Annotated in this window: 18 protein-coding genes, 1 tRNA gene and 1 other RNA gene; 9 read left to right on the top strand and 11 right to left on the bottom strand. The window is 63.1% G+C overall.

Annotation, left to right across the window (positions count from 1 at the left end; all coding sequences use genetic code 11):
• Nucleotides 1-12 precede the first annotated feature (12 nt).
• Nucleotides 13-708, bottom strand: a complete 696-nt coding sequence (gene thiE, locus ACZ5Y5_RS06600) for a thiamine phosphate synthase (RefSeq protein WP_464810372.1) — start codon at nt 706-708, stop codon at nt 13-15.
• A 74-nt stretch (nt 709-782) separates the two neighbouring features.
• Here thiE and ACZ5Y5_RS06605 point away from each other — a divergent pair, with 74 nt between their 5' ends.
• A complete protein-coding gene (locus ACZ5Y5_RS06605) occupies nt 783-1,514 on the top strand; it encodes a DUF72 domain-containing protein (RefSeq protein ID WP_464810373.1) in 732 nt (243 codons plus the stop codon).
• A gap of 27 nt (nt 1,515-1,541) precedes the next feature.
• Here the strand turns inward: ACZ5Y5_RS06605 and ACZ5Y5_RS06610 are convergent, their stop codons facing one another.
• Nucleotides 1,542-2,438, bottom strand: coding sequence for a fructose bisphosphate aldolase (locus ACZ5Y5_RS06610; RefSeq protein WP_464810487.1), 897 nt, complete (start codon nt 2,436-2,438; stop codon nt 1,542-1,544).
• Between the two features lie 218 nt (nt 2,439-2,656).
• Between ACZ5Y5_RS06610 and ACZ5Y5_RS06615 the strand changes: the two genes are divergently transcribed.
• Nucleotides 2,657-3,178, top strand: a complete 522-nt coding sequence (locus ACZ5Y5_RS06615) for a TlpA family protein disulfide reductase (protein ID WP_464810374.1) — start codon at nt 2,657-2,659, stop codon at nt 3,176-3,178.
• A gap of 49 nt (nt 3,179-3,227) precedes the next feature.
• Here the strand turns inward: ACZ5Y5_RS06615 and ACZ5Y5_RS06620 are convergent, their stop codons facing one another.
• From ACZ5Y5_RS06620 to tkt, 3 genes are all read right to left on the bottom strand, one after another.
• Complete coding sequence (locus tag ACZ5Y5_RS06620; protein ID WP_464810488.1) at nt 3,228-4,400, bottom strand: phosphoglycerate kinase; 1,173 nt, start codon at nt 4,398-4,400, stop codon at nt 3,228-3,230.
• A gap of 174 nt (nt 4,401-4,574) precedes the next feature.
• Nucleotides 4,575-5,582, bottom strand: a complete 1,008-nt coding sequence (gap, locus tag ACZ5Y5_RS06625) for a type I glyceraldehyde-3-phosphate dehydrogenase (protein ID WP_021236413.1) — start codon at nt 5,580-5,582, stop codon at nt 4,575-4,577.
• Nucleotides 5,583-5,614: 32 nt separating this feature from the next.
• Nucleotides 5,615-7,585, bottom strand: coding sequence for a transketolase (tkt, locus tag ACZ5Y5_RS06630; protein WP_464810375.1), 1,971 nt, complete (start codon nt 7,583-7,585; stop codon nt 5,615-5,617).
• 173 nt (nt 7,586-7,758) lie between these two features.
• On the opposite strand from tkt, the gene ACZ5Y5_RS06635 reads away from it, so the two are divergent.
• The 5 genes from ACZ5Y5_RS06635 to ACZ5Y5_RS06655 all read left to right on the top strand — a co-directional run bounded on the left by ACZ5Y5_RS06635 (nt 7,759) and on the right by ACZ5Y5_RS06655 (nt 9,360).
• Nucleotides 7,759-7,956, top strand: coding sequence for a hypothetical protein (locus ACZ5Y5_RS06635; protein ID WP_464810376.1), 198 nt, complete (start codon nt 7,759-7,761; stop codon nt 7,954-7,956).
• The gene (locus ACZ5Y5_RS06640; RefSeq protein WP_464810377.1) at nt 7,949-8,284 is read left to right on the top strand and encodes a cell division protein ZapA; all 336 of its coding nucleotides are present in this window, start codon (nt 7,949-7,951) and stop codon (nt 8,282-8,284) included. Before ACZ5Y5_RS06635 ends, ACZ5Y5_RS06640 begins: the two co-directional genes overlap by 8 nt.
• An 11-nt stretch (nt 8,285-8,295) precedes the next feature.
• Nucleotides 8,296-8,452: non-coding RNA, 6S RNA (gene ssrS, locus ACZ5Y5_RS06645), on the top strand.
• Between the two features lie 93 nt (nt 8,453-8,545).
• Nucleotides 8,546-9,124 carry a 5-formyltetrahydrofolate cyclo-ligase gene (locus ACZ5Y5_RS06650; RefSeq protein ID WP_464810378.1) on the top strand — a complete coding sequence of 193 codons (579 nt, stop codon included), beginning with the start codon at nt 8,546-8,548 and terminating at the stop codon, nt 9,122-9,124.
• On the top strand, nt 9,121-9,360 hold the full coding sequence (locus ACZ5Y5_RS06655) for a DUF2842 domain-containing protein (protein ID WP_464810379.1): 240 nt from the start codon (nt 9,121-9,123) through the stop codon (nt 9,358-9,360). The genes ACZ5Y5_RS06650 and ACZ5Y5_RS06655 overlap by 4 nt, the downstream gene beginning before the upstream one ends.
• Nucleotides 9,361-9,508: 148 nt before the next feature.
• Here ACZ5Y5_RS06655 and ACZ5Y5_RS06660 read toward each other — a convergent pair.
• Nucleotides 9,509-9,585, bottom strand: a tRNA-Asp gene (locus ACZ5Y5_RS06660).
• A 41-nt stretch (nt 9,586-9,626) separates the two neighbouring features.
• Complete coding sequence (locus ACZ5Y5_RS06665; protein ID WP_464810380.1) at nt 9,627-10,781, bottom strand: AI-2E family transporter; 1,155 nt, start codon at nt 10,779-10,781, stop codon at nt 9,627-9,629.
• Nucleotides 10,782-10,943: 162 nt separating this feature from the next.
• On the opposite strand from ACZ5Y5_RS06665, the gene ACZ5Y5_RS06670 reads away from it, so the two are divergent.
• Nucleotides 10,944-11,411 (top strand): hypothetical protein, encoded by a 468-nt coding sequence (locus tag ACZ5Y5_RS06670; RefSeq protein WP_464810489.1) that lies wholly within the window; start codon nt 10,944-10,946, stop codon nt 11,409-11,411.
• A gap of 169 nt (nt 11,412-11,580) precedes the next feature.
• Here ACZ5Y5_RS06670 and ACZ5Y5_RS06675 read toward each other — a convergent pair whose 3' ends face one another.
• The 4 genes from ACZ5Y5_RS06675 to thyA form a co-directional block, all read right to left on the bottom strand.
• On the bottom strand, nt 11,581-12,897 hold the full coding sequence (locus ACZ5Y5_RS06675; RefSeq protein ID WP_464810381.1) for a dihydrolipoamide acetyltransferase family protein: 1,317 nt from the start codon (nt 12,895-12,897) through the stop codon (nt 11,581-11,583).
• Between the two features lie 3 nt (nt 12,898-12,900).
• The gene (locus ACZ5Y5_RS06680; protein ID WP_464810490.1) at nt 12,901-13,905 is read right to left on the bottom strand and encodes an alpha-ketoacid dehydrogenase subunit beta; all 1,005 of its coding nucleotides are present in this window, start codon (nt 13,903-13,905) and stop codon (nt 12,901-12,903) included.
• Between the two features lie 195 nt (nt 13,906-14,100).
• Complete coding sequence (locus ACZ5Y5_RS06685) at nt 14,101-15,459, bottom strand: thiamine pyrophosphate-dependent enzyme (RefSeq protein ID WP_464810382.1); 1,359 nt, start codon at nt 15,457-15,459, stop codon at nt 14,101-14,103.
• A 105-nt stretch (nt 15,460-15,564) separates the two neighbouring features.
• Complete coding sequence (gene thyA, locus ACZ5Y5_RS06690; RefSeq protein WP_464810383.1) at nt 15,565-16,491, bottom strand: thymidylate synthase; 927 nt, start codon at nt 16,489-16,491, stop codon at nt 15,565-15,567.
• A gap of 172 nt (nt 16,492-16,663) precedes the next feature.
• On the opposite strand from thyA, the gene ACZ5Y5_RS06695 reads away from it, so the two are divergent.
• Nucleotides 16,664-16,963, top strand: a complete 300-nt coding sequence (locus ACZ5Y5_RS06695; RefSeq protein ID WP_464810384.1) for a JAB domain-containing protein — start codon at nt 16,664-16,666, stop codon at nt 16,961-16,963.
• The last annotated feature ends 43 nt before the right edge of the window (nt 16,964-17,006 follow it).

Below are 17,006 nucleotides of genomic sequence, written 5' to 3' on the forward strand. Positions count from 1 at the left end.
GTCGAAAGACGATCAGCGGCCGCCCAGCACCCTCGCAAAGGCGCGAACGCCAGCCTCGGGTCCGTCGGCATGCCCCCACACCGCGCCACTAACCGCCAGAAAATCTGCGCCCGCAGCCACCAGAGGGGCGGCATTCTCGGCCGTGATCCCGCCGATCGCCACACAGGGCAGTTCAAACAAGGTCGTCCACCAACTGAGGATCGACGGCTCGGGCCGATGGATCGTCTCTTTGGTGGTGGTCGGATAAAAGGCGCCGAACGCCACATAATCCGCGCCTGCCTCCCCGGCTTCCATCGCCAGATGGCGACTGTCATGGCAGGTCACGCCAATCTGCACGGAAGGCCCCAGCAGCTTGCGCGCCTCCCGCGCGTCTCCATCGCCCTGCCCCAGATGCACGCCGTCCGCCTCCAGCCGCTGGGCGAGCGCGACGCTGTCATTGATGATGAAGGCCACATCGCGCTCCGCGCATAACTTCTGCAACGGTTCGGCCGCGCTTGCGATCGCATCCTCATCGATGCCCTTCAACCGCAACTGGAACGCCGCCACATCACCGCCATCAAAAGCCTGCGCCAGCCGCTCGACGAAGCCAAGATCGATCGACGGCGGAGAAATCAGGTAAAGCTGGCACGCGGGCCGCCGCCCGTCCCGCTCGAAGCGATCCGCAAAGCCGGGATCGAGGCGCAGTTCATCATCGGTGAAATCAGTCATGCCGCTGCCTTAGCGCGTTTCAACGCCCAAGGAAAAGCATGGAACCTCCCGCGCGCGCTGCGGCTTCTCCTGGCATGATCAGGATTGGCTGCTCCGGATGGAACTACCGCCATTGGCGCGGCCGCTTCTATCCCGAAAAGCTTGGCATGAAGCGCTGGTTCGCCTTCTATGCCGAGCATTTCGACACGGTCGAGATCAACAACAGCTTCTACCGCTTGCCCAAACCCCCGACAGTGGAAGCATGGCGCGAACAGGCGCCGCCCGGCTTCTGCTACGCAGTCAAAGCCAACCGTTATCTCACCCAGGCTTTGAAACTCAAAAATTGCGAAGAACCCATGGAGCGGATGATGGCGTCCTTCCGCCATTTCGGCCCCACGTTAGGCCCTATCCTCTATCAACTTCCGCCCAATCTGTCGCTTAACCTCGACCGTCTGGAAAGCTTCCTCGCCCTCCAGCCGCCCGGTATCGTTCCCGTCTTCGAATTCCGCCATTCCAGCTGGTATGAAGAGAGCGTCTATCAACTACTCGACCGCCACGGCGCGGGCTTTTGCGTCCATGACATGCCCGGTTCGGCCAGCCCGCGCCTCGCGACCGGCCGCGCCGCCTATATCCGCTTCCATGGCGGCCAGGGTAAATATTGGGGCCGCTACCCCGAAAAGCAGCTGCTCGATTGGGCATCCTGGATGAGCGAACAGGTCCGCGGCGACCGTGCCGTCTGGGCCTATTTCAACAACGACGCCAACGCCGACGCGATCGAGGATGCACTGACCCTCAAGGCCATGATCGGCCAAGTCGCCGGGCGCTGATCAACTGGCCAGCGCCCGGCGCTCCAATCACGCCGACTTCTTGGTCGAAGCGGTGTAGATTTCGTCGATTGCCTGACCCAGCGAGCCGTCGAACTCATCATCGCTCATCTGGTGGCGCAGGTCATTCAGCAACGCGCGGCTGAAGCTCGCGATAATGCCCCGGTTCTTGGCCAGTTCGACGCAGGCTTCGGCGCGCGAGAAGCCACCGGACAGCGCCACGACGCGCAGTACGCGCGGATGATCGACCAGCGGATCGAACAGCCCCGGCTTGGTCGGCAGCGACAGCTTCAGCATCACCTTGTCATCGCCCGGCAGCGCGTCGAGCGCCTTGACCAGTTCTTCCAGCAGGATCTGGTCTGCGTCAGCGCGCTCAGGGCTCTTGATGTTCACTTCCGGTTCGATCATCGGCACCAGCCCTGCGGCCAGCACCTGCTGCCCGACCTCGAACTGCTGCTTCACAACGGCGGCAATGCCCTCGCGGTTGGCGAGATTGATAACCGAACGCTCCTTGGTCCCAAACACGCCCAGCGACTTGGCGCGCTTCAGCAGCGTGTCGAGTTCCGGCATCGGCTTCATCAGCTGCACGCCGTTCACCTCATCCTCTAGACCCTTGTCGATCTTGATGAAGGGCACCACGCCGCGCTCGATCAGCGCCTGCGGCACCGGCTTGCCGCCGGCTTCACCATCCATCGTCCGCTCGAACAGGATCGCGCCGATCACCTTGTCGCCCGAAAAAGCGGGCGAGGTGATGATGCGGCTGCGCATGTCGTGGATAAGGCCGAACATCTCTTCATCGTTGGTCCAGGCGCCCTCTTCGATGCCATAGCCCTTCAGCGCCTTGGGCGTCGAACCGCCGCTCTGGTCGAGCGCGGCGATAAAGCCGTTGCCGCCCGCAATCTTGTTCTTCATGTCCTGATCCAGCATCTGCACATACCTTCTCTGTAGGGTTGTGCCGCCCCTTTGGCGGCATCGGAAACGGGAAGTCTCCGGGCAGGAACCCGGCGACCGCAGGGCGCTGTTAGCCAGTCCCATGACGCACCGCAAGAAACATCCCCAGGGCCGCAGGTCCAGCCGTGCCAGTATGACGTTGGCACTCGCGCTTTACCGCTGCTACCGTTGCGTGGGCATTGGGGGGAGTGAAAATGATCAAACAATTGTTGCGCATCGCCGCGCCTTGGGCCGCAGCGTCCCTTCTGATCGTCTCGCCAGCCGCCGCCCGTAAGCCTGCGGTCGGTTCGCCCGCCCCGGATTTCGAGCTGACGCTGGTCGATGGAAGCAAGGTTTCTCTCGCCGATTTGAGGGGGCAGGTCGTCGTGCTGAATTTCTGGGCGACTTGGTGCGGACCGTGCCGAAAGGAGCTACCCACGCTGGACGCCTATTATGCCATGCAAAAGCAATATGGGCTCAAGGTGTTTGCGATCACGACCGAGGATTCTGTGCCTCTGGGCCAGTTGAAGAAGCTCTTCGCCCTTATGCGCATGCCCTCGGCGAAAAGGATCAAGGGCCCGTACAGCCCTCTGACCGGCGTTCCGACCAATTTCGTGATCGATCGTTCAGGCGTGCTGCGTTACGCACAGTCGGGGGCCTTCGATCTCGATCAACTCAACACCGTGCTGGTTCCACTGCTTAGGGAGCGGCCAGCGGATATGCTCACTCAACGATGAAAAAGGACGGCCATTGCTGCCGCCCCTTTCATTCACGCTATGCCTGACCTTAAGCCATCAAAGCCTTGACGCCCGGCAGTTCCTTGCCTTCCATCCATTCCAGGAAAGCGCCGCCTGCGGTCGATACGAAGGTGAAGTCGCTCGCCACGCCCGCATGGTTGAGCGCCGCGACAGTATCGCCGCCGCCCGCCACGGACGTCAGACCGCCTTCCTTGGTCAGCGCCGCCGCAGTCTTGGCCAGCGCCACGGTCGCCTTGTCGAACGGCGCGATCTCGAACGCCCCGAGCGGCCCGTTCCATACCAGCGTGCGACAATTCTTGAGCGCGTCGCCCAGCGCTTCGACAGCGGCAGGCCCCACGTCCAGGATCATTTCGTCGGCGGCGACCTCATGCACGTTGCAGGTCCGGACGGACGGCGGATTGGCCGCAAATTCCTTAGCCACGACGACGTCATAGGGCAGATGGATCGTGCAACCGGCAGCCTCCGCCTTGTCGAAGATCGCCTCGGCCGTGTCTGCAAGATCCTTCTCGCACAGCGACTTCCCGACATCGACACCGCGCGCATGGAGGAAGGTATTGGCCATGCCGCCGCCGATGATCAGATGATCTACCTTGGCGACGAGGTTGTTGAGGACATCAAGCTTGGTCGAAACCTTCGCCCCGCCGACGACCGCGGCCACCGGCTTCACCGGCTCGCCCAGCGCCGCCTGCAGCGCATCGAGTTCCTTTTCCATCGACCGACCGGCAAAGGCCGGCAGCTTGTGCGCCAGCCCCTCGGTCGAGGCATGGGCGCGGTGCGCGGCCGAAAAGGCGTCGTTCACATAGAAATCGCCGATCGCCGCCATCGCTTCCGCGAGCGCGGGATCATTTTTCTCCTCGCCGGGATGGAAACGGGTATTTTCCAGGATCGAGATATCGCCCGGCCGCATCACGGCAATGCCGTCAACAGCCGCCTGACCGCAGCAATCAGGAATGAACTGCACATCGCGGCCCAGCACCGCGGTCAGCGGCCGCGTGATCTTCGACAGCGAATATTCGGGGTTCTTCTGCCCCTTCGGACGTCCGAAATGCGCCAGGATCAGCACCTTTGCGCCGCGATCGGCCAGTTCCAGGATCGTCGGCATCGCCGCGCGCAGGCGGGTATCGTCGGTCACCGATCCATCCTGCATAGGCACGTTCAAATCTTCGCGCACCAATACGGTCTTGCCGCTGATGTCGCCCATATCGTCCAGCGTCTTGAAGGGCTTTGCCACCACGTCGCTCCCAGCCACCCCCTACCCGTCATGCCCGCGAAAGCCGGGATCTCATGCCTCTTGGCAGGGACCTAGTAAAACAAGATCCCAGCTTTCGCCGGGATGACGAAAAAGGGGCGGGTTTTAAGGCCCGCCCCGTTTCTCTTACAGCAGACCCGCAACCACGCCGGTCGTATCGACCATGCGGTTGGAGAAGCCCCATTCATTGTCGTACCAGCTGAGCACGCGCACCAGCTTGCCGTCGATCACCGCCGTTTCCAGGCTGTCGATGGTCGAGCTGGCGGGATCGCCGTTGAAGTCGATCGAAACCAGCGGCTCGTCGGTATAGGCCAGCACGCCCTTCAGCGCGCCCTCGGCCGCGGCCTTCAACAGGCTGTTCACTTCCTCGACGCTGGTGTCGCGCTTGGGCGTGAAAGTCAGATCCACGACCGACACGTTCGGGGTCGGCACGCGGATGGCCGAACCATCCAGCTTGCCCTTCAGCTCGGGCAGAACTTCGCCAACGGCACGGGCGGCGCCGGTGGTGGTCGGGATCATCGACATGGCGGCGGCGCGCGAGCGACGGGCGTCGCTGTGGATCTGGTCGAGGATCTTCTGATCGTTGGTGTAGCTGTGGATCGTGGTCATCAGGCCACGCTCGATGCCGATGCTGTCGTTCAGCACCTTGGCGAGCGGCGCGAGGCAGTTGGTGGTGCACGACGCGTTGGAAATGACGACGTCGTCAGCGGTCAGCGTCTCATGGTTGACGCCGAACACGACGGTCTTGTCCACACCCTTGGCCGGAGCCGAGATGACGACGCGCTTCGCGCCAGCGGCCAGATGCTTGGACGCCGATTCACGATCGGTGAAGAAGCCGGTGCATTCCAGCGCGATCTCGACGCCCTGCGCCGCGTGCGGCAGCTTGGCGGGGTCGCGTTCGGCGGTCACGGCGATGCGCTTGCCGTTGACCACTAGAACGTCGCCATCGACGCTGACGTCGCCGGGGAAAGCGCCATGGACGCTGTCGCGCTTGAACAGCAGGGCGTTCGCCTTCGCGTCGCCCAGGTCGTTGATGCTGACCAGCTCCAGATCATGGTCGGTGCGCGACAAAATTGCGCGCGCCACCAGGCGGCCGATACGTCCGAAACCGTTAATTGCTACCTTCGTTGCCACTGCACTAGCCTCCTGATTGGTAGTTGTTCTTCTTAATGATCCAGCGCGGCCGCAACCTGCGGCGCGATCTTGGCGGCGGTCAGGCCGAAATGCTCGTACAGCACTTCCGCCGGAGCCGAAGCGCCGAATGTGTCGATGCCAAAACGCAAGCCCGCGATGCCGACATAGCGTTCCCAGCCGAACGTGGTGCCTGCCTCAATCGAGCAGCGCAGCACATGGTGCGGAAGGAGATCATCCTTATACGCCTGCGGCTGCGCATCGAAATGCGCCCAGCTCGGCATGGACACGACATCCGCGCCAATGCCCTGCGCTTCCAGCAGATCGGCAGTGGCGACCGCAATTTCCACTTCCGAACCGGTCGCGATCAGCACCACCTTGCGGTCGGCCTTCGCTGCGCGCAGGCGATAGGCGCCCTTGGCGCACAGATTTTCGCCCGCCTTTTCGGTGCGCAACTGCGCCAGATTCTGCCGCGTCAGCGCCAGCACGGACGGGCCGTCCTTGTCCTTCAGCGCCAGTTCCCAGCATTCCGCTGTCTCGACCACATCCGCCGGACGATAAACGTCCAGGTTCGGGATCATACGCAGCGACATGACATGTTCGATCGGCTGGTGGGTCGGACCATCCTCGCCCAACCCGATGGAGTCATGCGTCAGCACATGGATGGCGCGCGTCTGCTGAAGCGCTGCCAAGCGGATGCCGCCCCGCATATAGTCGGAGAACACGAGGAAGGTGCCGCCATAGGGAATGACGCCACCATGCAACGCCATGCCGTTCATGGCGCAGGCCATGCCGAACTCGCGAATGCCATAATAGACATAGCGGCCCGAATAATCGTCCTTGGTGAGCGGACCGGTGCTCTTGGTCTTGGTGTTGTTGGAGCCGGTAAGGTCCGCCGAACCGCCCAGCGTTTCCGGCAGCAGATCATTGATCGCGCCCAGCGCCAGTTCGCTCGCCTTGCGGGTCGCGACCTTCTGCGGGTTCGCGATAAGCGTGTCGATATAGTTGGACAGCGAGAAATCGGCGGGCAACTCGCCAGCCATGCGGCGCTCGAACTCCGCCTTCTGACCATTGCCAGCCAAGCGATCTTCCCAGCCCGCACGCACTTCAGCACCGCGCGAACCGATCCGGCGCCATTCGGCCGCAATATCCTCGGGGATCACGAAGGGCTCAGCCGTCCAGCCCAGGAATTCGCGAGCCGCCGCGACTTCCTCGACGCCCAGCGCCGAGCCATGGACCCCCGAAGTGCCCGCCTTGTTGGGCGCGCCATAACCGATCTTGGTGGCGCAGGCGACCAGCGAGGGGCGCGGATCGGCCAGCGCTTCGTCAATCGCGCGGCGCACATCGGCGACATCATGGCCGTCGCACGACACGACATGCCAGCCGGTCGCGGCATAGCGGGCGCGGACGTCCTCGCTGCTCGACAGGTCCACCGATCCGTCGATGGTGATCTTGTTATCGTCCCACAGCACGATCAGGCGGCCAAGGTTCAGGTGGCCGGCAAGGCCGATCGCCTCATGATTGACGCCTTCCATCAGGCAACCGTCGCCCGCGATCACCCAGGTGCGGTGATCGACCAGACCGTCGCCGAAGGTCGAATTAAGGTGCCGTTCGGCGATCGCCATACCGACGGCGGTAGCCAGACCCGAACCCAGCGGACCGGTCGTCGCTTCGACGCCTGCCAGTTCGAAATTCTCAGGATGGCCGGCGCAGGGGCTTCCAAGCTGGCGGAAGTTGCGAATGTCTTCCATCGTCGGACGCGCATAGCCGGTCAGATGCAGCAGCGAATAGATCAGCATCGACCCGTGACCAGCGGACAGGACGAAGCGGTCGCGGTCCGCCCACTTGGGCTGACTGGGGTCGAACTTCAGATAATCCTTGAACAGGACCGTCGCGACGTCCGCCATGCCCATCGGCATGCCCGGATGGCCGCTGTTCGCCGCCTGCACTGCGTCCATGGAAAGCGCTCTGATGGCGCTGGCGAGCGACTTTTCGGAAACGGTCATCTTAGGCTGGCGTCTTTCCTGCTGCAAAGCGGCCCCCTGCTGAGCCGGCGAATCGAAATCGGGTCCCCTTTGTCGCGTTGCACCCAAGGCGTCAACCATGGCAGGCCCTTGTGGCGCGCCAAGCCGTCCAATGACGGCTTTTGCAAGCCGAAAACTTTGTTTATGCGTGGGTCATGGCAAGCAATCGCATGATGCAGGCGATCGGCGCATTGGAACGCGCGGTCAGCCGGCTCGAACAGGATGTGGACGGCCTCGTCTCCGCGCCCCCCGCCTCCCCTTCCAACCCCGGCCTTGATCCCGCCGCCGCCCGCGCCGCGCTGCGATCGCTCGACGAACTTATCGCTGATCTGAAGGGGCAGGCGCATGGCTGAAACTACCCTCCAGATCGCCGGACGCCATTATCCGATCCGGTGCCGCGATGGCGAAGAGGCGCATCTCGCCCATCTCGCCAGCCTCATCGAACGCAAGGCCCGCCTGGCGCAACAGAACACGCCCGGCCTTACCGAAGTGCGCACCTTGCTTTTTGCGGCGCTCTTCCTTGCCGACGAACTTAATGATCTGAAGCGCGAAGCCATCGGCCGTCAGCAGAGCCTGGCGCTGGGCGACGACGATGACCCCGCCGTCCGAGCGCTGGAGTCGCTCGCCGCTCGCATAGAAAAGCTCAGCGACAGTCTTGCCGCGCACCAGCCGGACGCCTAGATATGGCGTGACGGGTACTGCGCGGTACGAGCTTTAGCGAACATCCCTGAGGCGATAATCACATCCACGGGGGCTGTCCCTGGGCGGGCTCTGGCCCGATCTACATGGTTCCCACCTGACGTTGAGGCGTCAGAGGATATTCCAGCAAACGGCCGAGGCGGTCCCGTCACCCGCTCTCACCTGCTCCCCCAACCTCCGTTCGTTTCGAGCGAAGTCGAGAAACAGGTTCCCAGCCCTCTCCCCCGGGTCTAAATGCGCTCCATGAGCGACGACCCCGACAAGACCGCCCTGCGCACCCTGGCCCGGACACGCCGCCGTGCGTTCCTGACGTCGCTGGACCCCCTCGCGCACCGGCTCGCCTTCAAAGCGGTGCCCTCTCCGCTCGCCCGCCGTCTCACCGATGCCCGAACCGTCGCGCTCTACATGGGCCTTGACGACGAAGCCCCAGCCCAGCGCCTCGCGCCCCAGCTACAGTCCATGGGCAAGACGCTGGCCCTCCCCCGCGTGCTGGATCGCATCGGCAGCATGGACTTCCTCGCCTGGACGCCGGAGGATCAGCTTCATCCCGGCCTCTACAACACGCATCATCCCGAACCCAGCGGCCCGCCCGTCGCGCCGGACGTCATCATCGCGCCCCTGCTCGGCTTCGACCGGGCGATGAATCGGTTAGGGCAAGGCGGCGGCTATTATGACCGCGCCTTCGCCCGCTATCCGGAAGCGCTGCGCATCGGCCTTGCCTGGTCGGTACAGGAACATGACGCCCTGCCCGCTGATCCCTGGGACCTGCCGCTCGACATCATCCTCACTGAAATCGAACTGATCGAAGGACCAGAAGCGTGAATCGCCAACCCGCCCCGTACGAACCCAGCTGGCGCAAGCCTGTGGGCATGTTCATCATCCTGGGGCTGATCGCACTCTGGGCGATTATGATCGGCAGCCTGTCGGGCCTCATCGGCCGCCTGCCGATGATCGCGCAAGTGCCGGTCTATCTGTTCCTGGGGCTCATCTGGATCTGGATACTGCCGCTGAAGCGCCTGCTCGCCTGGATGGAAACCGGCCGCTGGCGACGGGGCTGAGCGCATCCTCCCGTCATCCCAGCGAAAGCTGGATCTCATGCCCGAGGGCACAGCTTAGCATGACGAGATGCCAGCTTCCGCTGGCATGACGATCATCAAAATCTCAGGAAAATTGGCCCTTTTTGGACCATCCACTCTCCGTAAAGAGTGGCGCGAGTGACGGGGCTCGAACCCGCGACCTCCGGCGTGACAGGCCGGCGCTCTAACCAACTGAGCTACACCCGCGTTCGGTGTGGGCGGGCATCTATGCGGGTGCGCCGGACCTGTCAACCGGCTCTTTCACCACTTTCTTCTTTCTCGTCATTTTCTTGTCGCAAAGAGACGGTCAGCGTCCCTCGCTCGAACAGGAAACCCGCAATATCGGGGGTTCCCGCAGCCGCCACCACGGTCTGGATGATGATCAGCAACGGCACGCCCAGCAGCGCGCCCGGCGTTCCCCACACCCATCCCCAAAATGTCAGCGACACGAGAATCAGCAGCGGATTCATCGTCAGCCGCCGCCCCAGCACCATCGGCGTGATGACATTGGCCTCCACCAGATGAAAGCCGATCTGCGTCGCAGCGGGCAGCAGCGCCCGCCACACATCGTCAAAGACCATCAGGCCGCCCAGCGCCAGCAGCGCCGCTGCCAGCATCGGCCCGAAATAAGGCACAAAGTTCAACAGCGCGACGATGCCGCCCCACATCAGGGGCGACGGCATGCCGATCAGCCACAACGCCAGCGCGACCGCCAGCCCCAGGCACAGGTTGATCGTCGCGATCGTCAGCACATAGGCCGATGTCGCGTCGACCACATTCTGGATCACCCGCGCGACCGCCATGGCCCCGTCGAAACTGCCCCGGCTGTTGATCGTCCGCCGCCGCAGCCGGGTCCAGCCAGCCAGGAAAAAATAGATGATGAGCAGCGCGAACACCATCTGGATGATCGCCGAAGGCGCTGATGTCGCCGCGAACTGCAACAACGATCGCGGCGCATCGACCGCCGCCGTCTGCGCCGCCGCCACCGGCCCCGTCGCCAGCATCTGCACCGTTTCATCCACGAAACGCTGAAGCTGCGAATAAAAGTCGATCAGCGGGGCAAGGTTATTCTGTATCTTGGGCAGACGCTGCGGCAACAGCCGGAACCAGTCGGTAGCCGGAACCACGATCAGCACCAGCGCGGTATTGGCGACCATCAGAAATGCGATCACCGCCGCCAGCGCCGCAACGGCCGAAGGCACCCGCCGCCGCTCCATCCATTCCAGGAAGGGCACCAGCGCAATCGCGATCACCAGCGCCGCTGTCAGTGGCAGGAAGAACTCCGCCCCCTCCCGCAACGCAAAGGGCAGCGCGATAATCAGCCCCAGGCCCGTCGTCAGCGCGATCGACGCCAGCAGGCGGTCGCGCCGCCGATTGATCTCATGCTGTTCATGGGGTGTCACTGAAAGATCGTTCCTGCCCGCTTGTCCCTGATGTGTACCGGGCTGCTGCGGCGCGTCAATTTCATTCGGCTACCTAAACACATGGCAAAGACCTGATTAACCAAATCTTCGCCGCTTTTCCCCTAGACCGTCCGTAAACGAAAAGGGGCTTGAATCGGAATGATGCGGAAATTGGCGCTGGCAGGCTTGGCGGTTTGGGCAGCGATGCCCCACTTCGCGATGGCTCGACCGGAGCTACGCATGGAAACCCAGATGTTCGTGGAGCGCGTCCATACCGACATCAACGGCCGCGCCCGCCGCACCCTCGCCAGCGCCAGCCGCGCAGCACCGGGCGACCAGATCGTCTTCGTCGTCAACTTACGCAACGAAGGCCGCGAGCCGGTGCAAGGCATCGCCCTCACCAACCCTGTCCCGCGTGGCACCCTGCTGACCACGCCCGCTCCCTCGATGCAGGTGTCCGTGGACGGAGGCCAACGCTGGGGCCGTCTCGAAGATCTATCGCTACCAACTCCGCTCGGCGGCACCCGCCGGGCCGTCGCCGCCGACATCACCCATGTCCGCTGGGCAAGCACCACACGCCTGTCGCCAGGGGAAACTGCCCGCCTCAGCTACCGCGCAACCATGCGCTGATATTGTGTGGTTGAAGACATGTCGTTCATCGTCACCCCGGACCTGATCCGGGGTCCCGCTGCCTTTTCAAGCGAGCCTTCAAGAAGAAAAACGGGATTCCAGATCAAGTCCGGGAGGACGAGCTGGTAACGTCCACCACCGGCTAAAACCTGCCTCGCGCCAAAACCCCTCACTCCGCAAACAAAAGTACCGGCGTCTCCAGCAGTCGCTTCACCGCCTGCACGAAACTCGCCGCATCCCATCCATCGACCACCCGATGGTCGCAGCTGATAGACAGGTTCATCAGCTTCGCAGGCACCACCTCCCGGCCCCGGAATACCGGCCGCTCGATCACGCGATTGGGGCCGATGATCGCCACCTCCGGCCGGTTGATCACCGGCGTCGTCGCGACCCCGCCGAGCGCCCCCAGCGACGTCAGCGTCAAAGTCGATCCGGAAAGCTCCTCCGCCTTCGCCTTGCCCGACCGCGCAGCCGCCGCCAGCCGCCTGATCTCGCCTGCCAGCTGCCAGATATTCATGTCCTGCGCGTCCCGGATCACCGGCACCATCAGCCCCGCGTCGGTCTGCGTCGCGATTCCCAGATGCACCGCGCCGAACCGCGTCACCACGCCCGCCTCATCATCATAGCGCGCGTTCAGCATCGGAAAGTCGGGCAGCGCCCGGCAGATCGCCACAATCAACAGCGGCAGCATCGTCAGCTTCGGCCGCTCCCCGCGCGTCGCGTTCAATTGCTCGCGCACCCGCTCCAGTTCGGTGACGTCGATCTCATCCACATAGGAAAAGTGCGGAATATGCCGCTTCGACGCCGCCATATTCTCCGCGATCCGCCGCCGCAGGCCGATGACCTTGACCGTCTCGTCCGCCCGTCGCGCGCGCGGCCCCGCAGGCCGATAGCCCTGTCCCGCGCCATAGAGCAGAAAGGCATCCAGGTCCGAATGGCGGATATGATCCCCGCTGGCTTTCACCTGGGCGAGGTCAATGCCCAACTCCTTCGCCCGCGCCCGAACAGCGGGCGAGGCGAGGACCTTGCGCCCGGGATCGCCGGAGCCTTCCTTATTCCCGTTACCTTCAACTCCATTCGGGCTGAGCTTGTCGAAGCCCCCTTCTTGCCCTTCGCCAGGCTCAGGGCGAACGGAGGATGTCATTATCCCGTTCAGCGGATGAGGTTCAATTTCTCCGGACCCCGGCGTTTCCGCCGCAATCTCCTCTTCAGAAGGCGGCTGACCTCCAGCCACCTCCCCGTCACCCTCGACCTCAATCTCCACCAGCATGGCGCCGATCGCGACCTGCTCGCCCGGCTCCCCGGCCAGCCGCTTCACGACGCCTGCCACCGGGCTTTCCATCTCCACCGTGGCCTTGTCGGTCATCATGTCGGCGATAGGCTGGTCTTCCTCCACCCGGTCGCCGACCTTCACATGCCAGCCGACAATTTCCGCCTCGGAAATGCCTTCGCCAATATCGGGCAGCCTGAACGTGAACAGCGGCATCGCTCAATCCCTCATGATCTTGTTGATCGCTTCGCGTATCCGCACCGGCCCAGGGAAATAGGCCCATTCCAGACTGTGCGGATAGGGCGTGTCGAACCCCGTCACCCGCTCTACCGGCGCTTCCAGATGATAGAAGCATCGCTCCTGCACCAGTGCACTCAGTTCCGCGCCAAAACCGCTGGTCCGCGTCGCCTCATGCACGATCATGCAGCGCCCGGTTTTCTTCACCGACCGCTCCACCGCCTCGATATCCAGCGGCACCAGCGTGCGCAGGTCGATGATCTCCGCATCGACGCCCATCTCTAGCACCGTGCTTTCGACCACATGCTCCATCGTGCCATAGCAGAGGATGGTCAGCGCCTCGCCCTCCCGCACCGTTCGCGCCTGTCCCAACGGCACGCGATAATAGCCCTCTGGCACCATCGCGCCCGGATGGCCGGCCCAGCTTTTCGACGGCCGGTCATAATGGCCGTCAAAGGGACCATTATAGATGCGCTTGGGTTCGAAGAAGATCACCGGATCATTATCCTCGATCGCCGCGATCAGCAGCCCCTTGGCATCATAGGGCGTGGATGGAATGACGGTTTTCACACCCGACACATGGGTGAATATCCCCTCGGGCGACTGGCTATGCGTCTGCCCCCCGAAAATCCCGCCGCCAAAGGGCGATCGCACCGTCATCGGCGAAATAAACTCGCCCGCCGACCGGTAACGCAGCCGCGCCGCCTCACTCACCAACTGGTCGAGCGCGGGATAGATATAGTCGGCAAACTGGATTTCCGGCACGGGCCGCAGCCCATAGGCGCCCATGCCGATCGCAACGCCGATGATCCCGATTTCGGTGATTGGCGTGTCGAACACCCGGTTCTTGCCATATTTCTTCTGCAACCCAGCCGTCGCGCGGAAGACGCCGCCGAAAAAACCGACATCCTCCCCCATCACGACCACATCGGGGTCACGCTCCATCATGACGTCCAGCGCGCTGTTGATCGCCTGGATCATGCTCATCTGGCGGGTTTCAGTCATTGCCTCGCCTCTTTAAAATAGAGGACAGCGAAGCTTGGAAAGGAGGGAGTCGCACCACCCCCTCATCAAAACTCGTCATGCCAGCGAAAGCTGGCATCTCTTTGTATGTCCGCGACGGCAAGAAAGAAGAAGCGAGATCCCAGCTTTTGCTGGGATGACGAAGACAGCCCTCCCCCCTCACAGTCCAGCCGCCTTCGCTTCATCCAGCATCTGCCGCTGTTGCTCCCGCAAATGCCAGGGCATCTCCTCGAACACATCCTCGAACATCGTCTCCATCGGATGATGCAGCCCGTGCCCGAGTATTCCGTTCTTCTCCGCCTCCCGCGCCGCGTCGCGCACCTGTTCGGCCAGTTCCTTGTCCATCGCCGCTTGCCGATCCTCGTCCCAGATGCCGAGCGCAATGCAATGCTGCTTCAACCGCGCAATCGGATCGCCCAGCGGCCAATGGCTCCCCTCATCCGCTGACCGGTAAGCGCCCGGATCATCCGAAGTGCTGTGCCCTTCGGCGCGATAGGTGAAATGCTCGATCAGCGTGGGGCCGGCATTGGCCCGCGCCCGGTCGGCCGCCCAGCGCGTCGCGGCATAGACCGCCAGCGCGTCATTCCCATCGATCCGCAGCCCCGCAATACCATAGCCGATCGCTCGCGCCGCAAAGGTGGTCGCCTCTGCTCCCGCAAAGCCTGAAAAGCTGCTGATAGCCCATTGATTATTGACGACATTCAATATGACCGGAGCGCGATACACGCTGGCGAAGGTGCAGGCGGAATGGAAATCTCCTTCCGCCGTCGATCCCTCCCCGCACCAGGTCGCCGCGATCCGCGTATCCCCGCGCGCCGCGCTCGCCATCGCCCAGCCGACCGCCTGCGGATATTGCGTGGCCAGATTGCCGGAGATCGAAAAGAAACTGGCCTCCCGCGCCGAATACATGATGGGCAGCTGCCGCCCTTTCAGCCGGTCGCCCTTGTTCGAATAAATCTGGTTCATCATGTCGATGATCGGCCAGCCCCGCGCGATCAGCACGCCCTGCTGGCGGTAGCTTGGGAAGCACATGTCATCGCTCGCCAGCGCCGCCGCCGCGCCGATCGACACCGCCTCCTCGCCCGTCGATTTCATGTAGAAGCTGGTCTTGCCCTGCCGCTGCGCCCGGAACATGCGCGTGTCGAAAGCGCGGGTCAGCGCCATCGCCCGCAGCATCCGGATCAGCGTTTCGGCAGGCAGCTTCGGGTCCCAGGGGCCAACCGCCCGCCCCTCTTCATCCAGCACGCGGACCAGCCCATAGGCCATGTCCCGCATCGTGCCGGGATCAGCCGCTTCATCGGGTCGCGGCGCAATGCCCGCGGCGGGTATTTCCAGATCGCTGAAATCGGCGGCATCACCGGGCCGGAATTTCGGCTCGGGCACATGCAATTGCAGCGGCGGCAGGTTGCGTCCTGGCGTCGTCGGCTCGCGCGAAGGCTCATCCGGATGGCGGCGCCCAGCCTGCGGCCCTTGCTCCTCTACGGCCTTTCCAGCGCCCGAATTGCCCCGGTCGCCCATCCCTTCTCCTTTTCGCGATTGCAATATTATTGCTTAACGCAATTATTATATTACAACGCCGACAAAAGGCAAGAGTTCCGTTTTCTCGCTATTTCCTTCTTGAATTCACACCGCCACCGGCGCCGCGATGTGACTCTGCGGCGCATAATCGACCACCTCGAAATCCTCGATCCGATAGTCGAAAATGCTCTCCGGCCGCCGCTTTATCTTCAATTTCGGCGCCCCAGCCGGGGTCCGGCTGATCTGCTCCTCCACCAGTTCGGCATGGTTCAGATAGAGGTGCACATCCCCGCCTTGCCAGACGACTTCCCCCGGCTCCAGATCGCACTGCTGCGCCAGCATCCGGGTAATCATCGACAGTCCGAAGATGTTGAAGGCGAAACCCAGCCCCAGATCACAACTCCTCTGGAACAGCAGACCATTCAATCGCCCATCCGCCACCTGGAACTGATAGGTCATATGACAAGGCGGCAGCGCCATCCGCGCCACTTCCGCGACATTCCAGCCCGTAAACAGCAACCGCCGCGATCCCGGATTATTCCTGATTCCCTCGACCAGCTCGGCAATCTGGTTGTGCCCCTTCTCCGCTCGGCAGTAGAGCCCGTCGCCGACCGGCTCATAGCGGGGCCAGTTCACCCACTGCGCCCCATAGACCGGTCCCAGATCGCCCCAGCGCTCGGCAAAGGCCACGTCCTCAATGATCCGCGCCTCAAACGCGTCGCGGCTGATCTCTTCCCCCGTCGCCTTGCGGTAGGCGTCGAGCGGCCAATCGGTCCAGATATGCACGCCCTGCCGAACCAGTTCGCGAATGTTGGTATCCCCGGTCAGGAACCACAGCATCTCCCGCGCCGCCACCTTCCAGTAAACCCGCTTGGTCGTCAGCAGCGGCACTGCCTCATCGGCCAGAGAAAAGCGCATGCTCGCCCCCAGCAGCGATCGCGTGCCCACGCCGGTGCGATCGATCCGCTCGTCGCCCTGCGTCCAGACCCGGCGCATCAGGTCAAGATATTGCTGCTCATAATGCGTGGTCATGCTGGTCAAAGAGATCCCTGATGCGATTCCGCTAACGCGGTATTTCGCATCTAGCCGAGCGGAGGGGTCCCCGCCAAACCTTGCTTTCGCTTCGGATCAATTTCACCGCCCTCTCCTCCATATCGGAGATGGTTGGCGTAGCGCTCCCGGTCCGCAGCGGCATCTTGAGCGCATGGCCGTTACGGACAGCACGCAATTCCTGCTCCTTGACGATGAATGGCGCCCGATCCGCCGGGTCAGCGCCGATGATGGGTGGCACCATGTGGTCCATGAGCTATTGGAGCATGACAGCCAGTGGCTCGTCATCGAACAGCAGCGTACCGACGATCAGCCGACTACTCCCCGCTGGGACGATATCCGTTTTTCCCGCGCTATTTCCCGTCGCCTTCGTCCCATGGAGGTGAAGCTCGCCGATCACGTGATTCAGGGGCGCGAGCGCCAGTTCAGCTTCCGCGCCGCGGGCCTGCTTTGACCATGTTAAAAAAAGCGTCTCCAGCCGCTTGCCAGCCCGAAAA

The sequence above is a fragment of the Sphingobium sp. TomTYG65 genome, from assembly GCF_055395525.1.

Coding starts and splice junctions, on each gene's coding strand:
- ACZ5Y5_RS06670 (WP_464810489.1), top strand. CDS start 10,944: ATGCGGAAATTGGCGCTGGCAGGCTTGGCGGTTTGGGCAGCGATGCCC.
- ACZ5Y5_RS06695 (WP_464810384.1), top strand. CDS start 16,664: ATGGCCGTTACGGACAGCACGCAATTCCTGCTCCTTGACGATGAATGG.
- ACZ5Y5_RS06640 (WP_464810377.1), top strand. CDS start 7,949: ATGGCTGAAACTACCCTCCAGATCGCCGGACGCCATTATCCGATCCGG.
- ACZ5Y5_RS06675 (WP_464810381.1), bottom strand. CDS start 12,897: ATGCCGCTGTTCACGTTCAGGCTGCCCGATATTGGCGAAGGCATTTCC.
- tkt (WP_464810375.1), bottom strand. CDS start 7,585: ATGACCGTTTCCGAAAAGTCGCTCGCCAGCGCCATCAGAGCGCTTTCC.
- thiE (WP_464810372.1), bottom strand. CDS start 708: ATGACTGATTTCACCGATGATGAACTGCGCCTCGATCCCGGCTTTGCG.
- thyA (WP_464810383.1), bottom strand. CDS start 16,491: ATGACCACGCATTATGAGCAGCAATATCTTGACCTGATGCGCCGGGTC.
- ACZ5Y5_RS06620 (WP_464810488.1), bottom strand. CDS start 4,400: ATGGGCGACATCAGCGGCAAGACCGTATTGGTGCGCGAAGATTTGAAC.
- ACZ5Y5_RS06605 (WP_464810373.1), top strand. CDS start 783: ATGATCAGGATTGGCTGCTCCGGATGGAACTACCGCCATTGGCGCGGC.
- ACZ5Y5_RS06615 (WP_464810374.1), top strand. CDS start 2,657: ATGATCAAACAATTGTTGCGCATCGCCGCGCCTTGGGCCGCAGCGTCC.
- ACZ5Y5_RS06685 (WP_464810382.1), bottom strand. CDS start 15,459: ATGGGCGACCGGGGCAATTCGGGCGCTGGAAAGGCCGTAGAGGAGCAA.
- ACZ5Y5_RS06635 (WP_464810376.1), top strand. CDS start 7,759: ATGGCAAGCAATCGCATGATGCAGGCGATCGGCGCATTGGAACGCGCG.
- ACZ5Y5_RS06680 (WP_464810490.1), bottom strand. CDS start 13,905: ATGAGCATGATCCAGGCGATCAACAGCGCGCTGGACGTCATGATGGAG.
- ACZ5Y5_RS06650 (WP_464810378.1), top strand. CDS start 8,546: ATGAGCGACGACCCCGACAAGACCGCCCTGCGCACCCTGGCCCGGACA.
- ACZ5Y5_RS06610 (WP_464810487.1), bottom strand. CDS start 2,438: ATGCTGGATCAGGACATGAAGAACAAGATTGCGGGCGGCAACGGCTTT.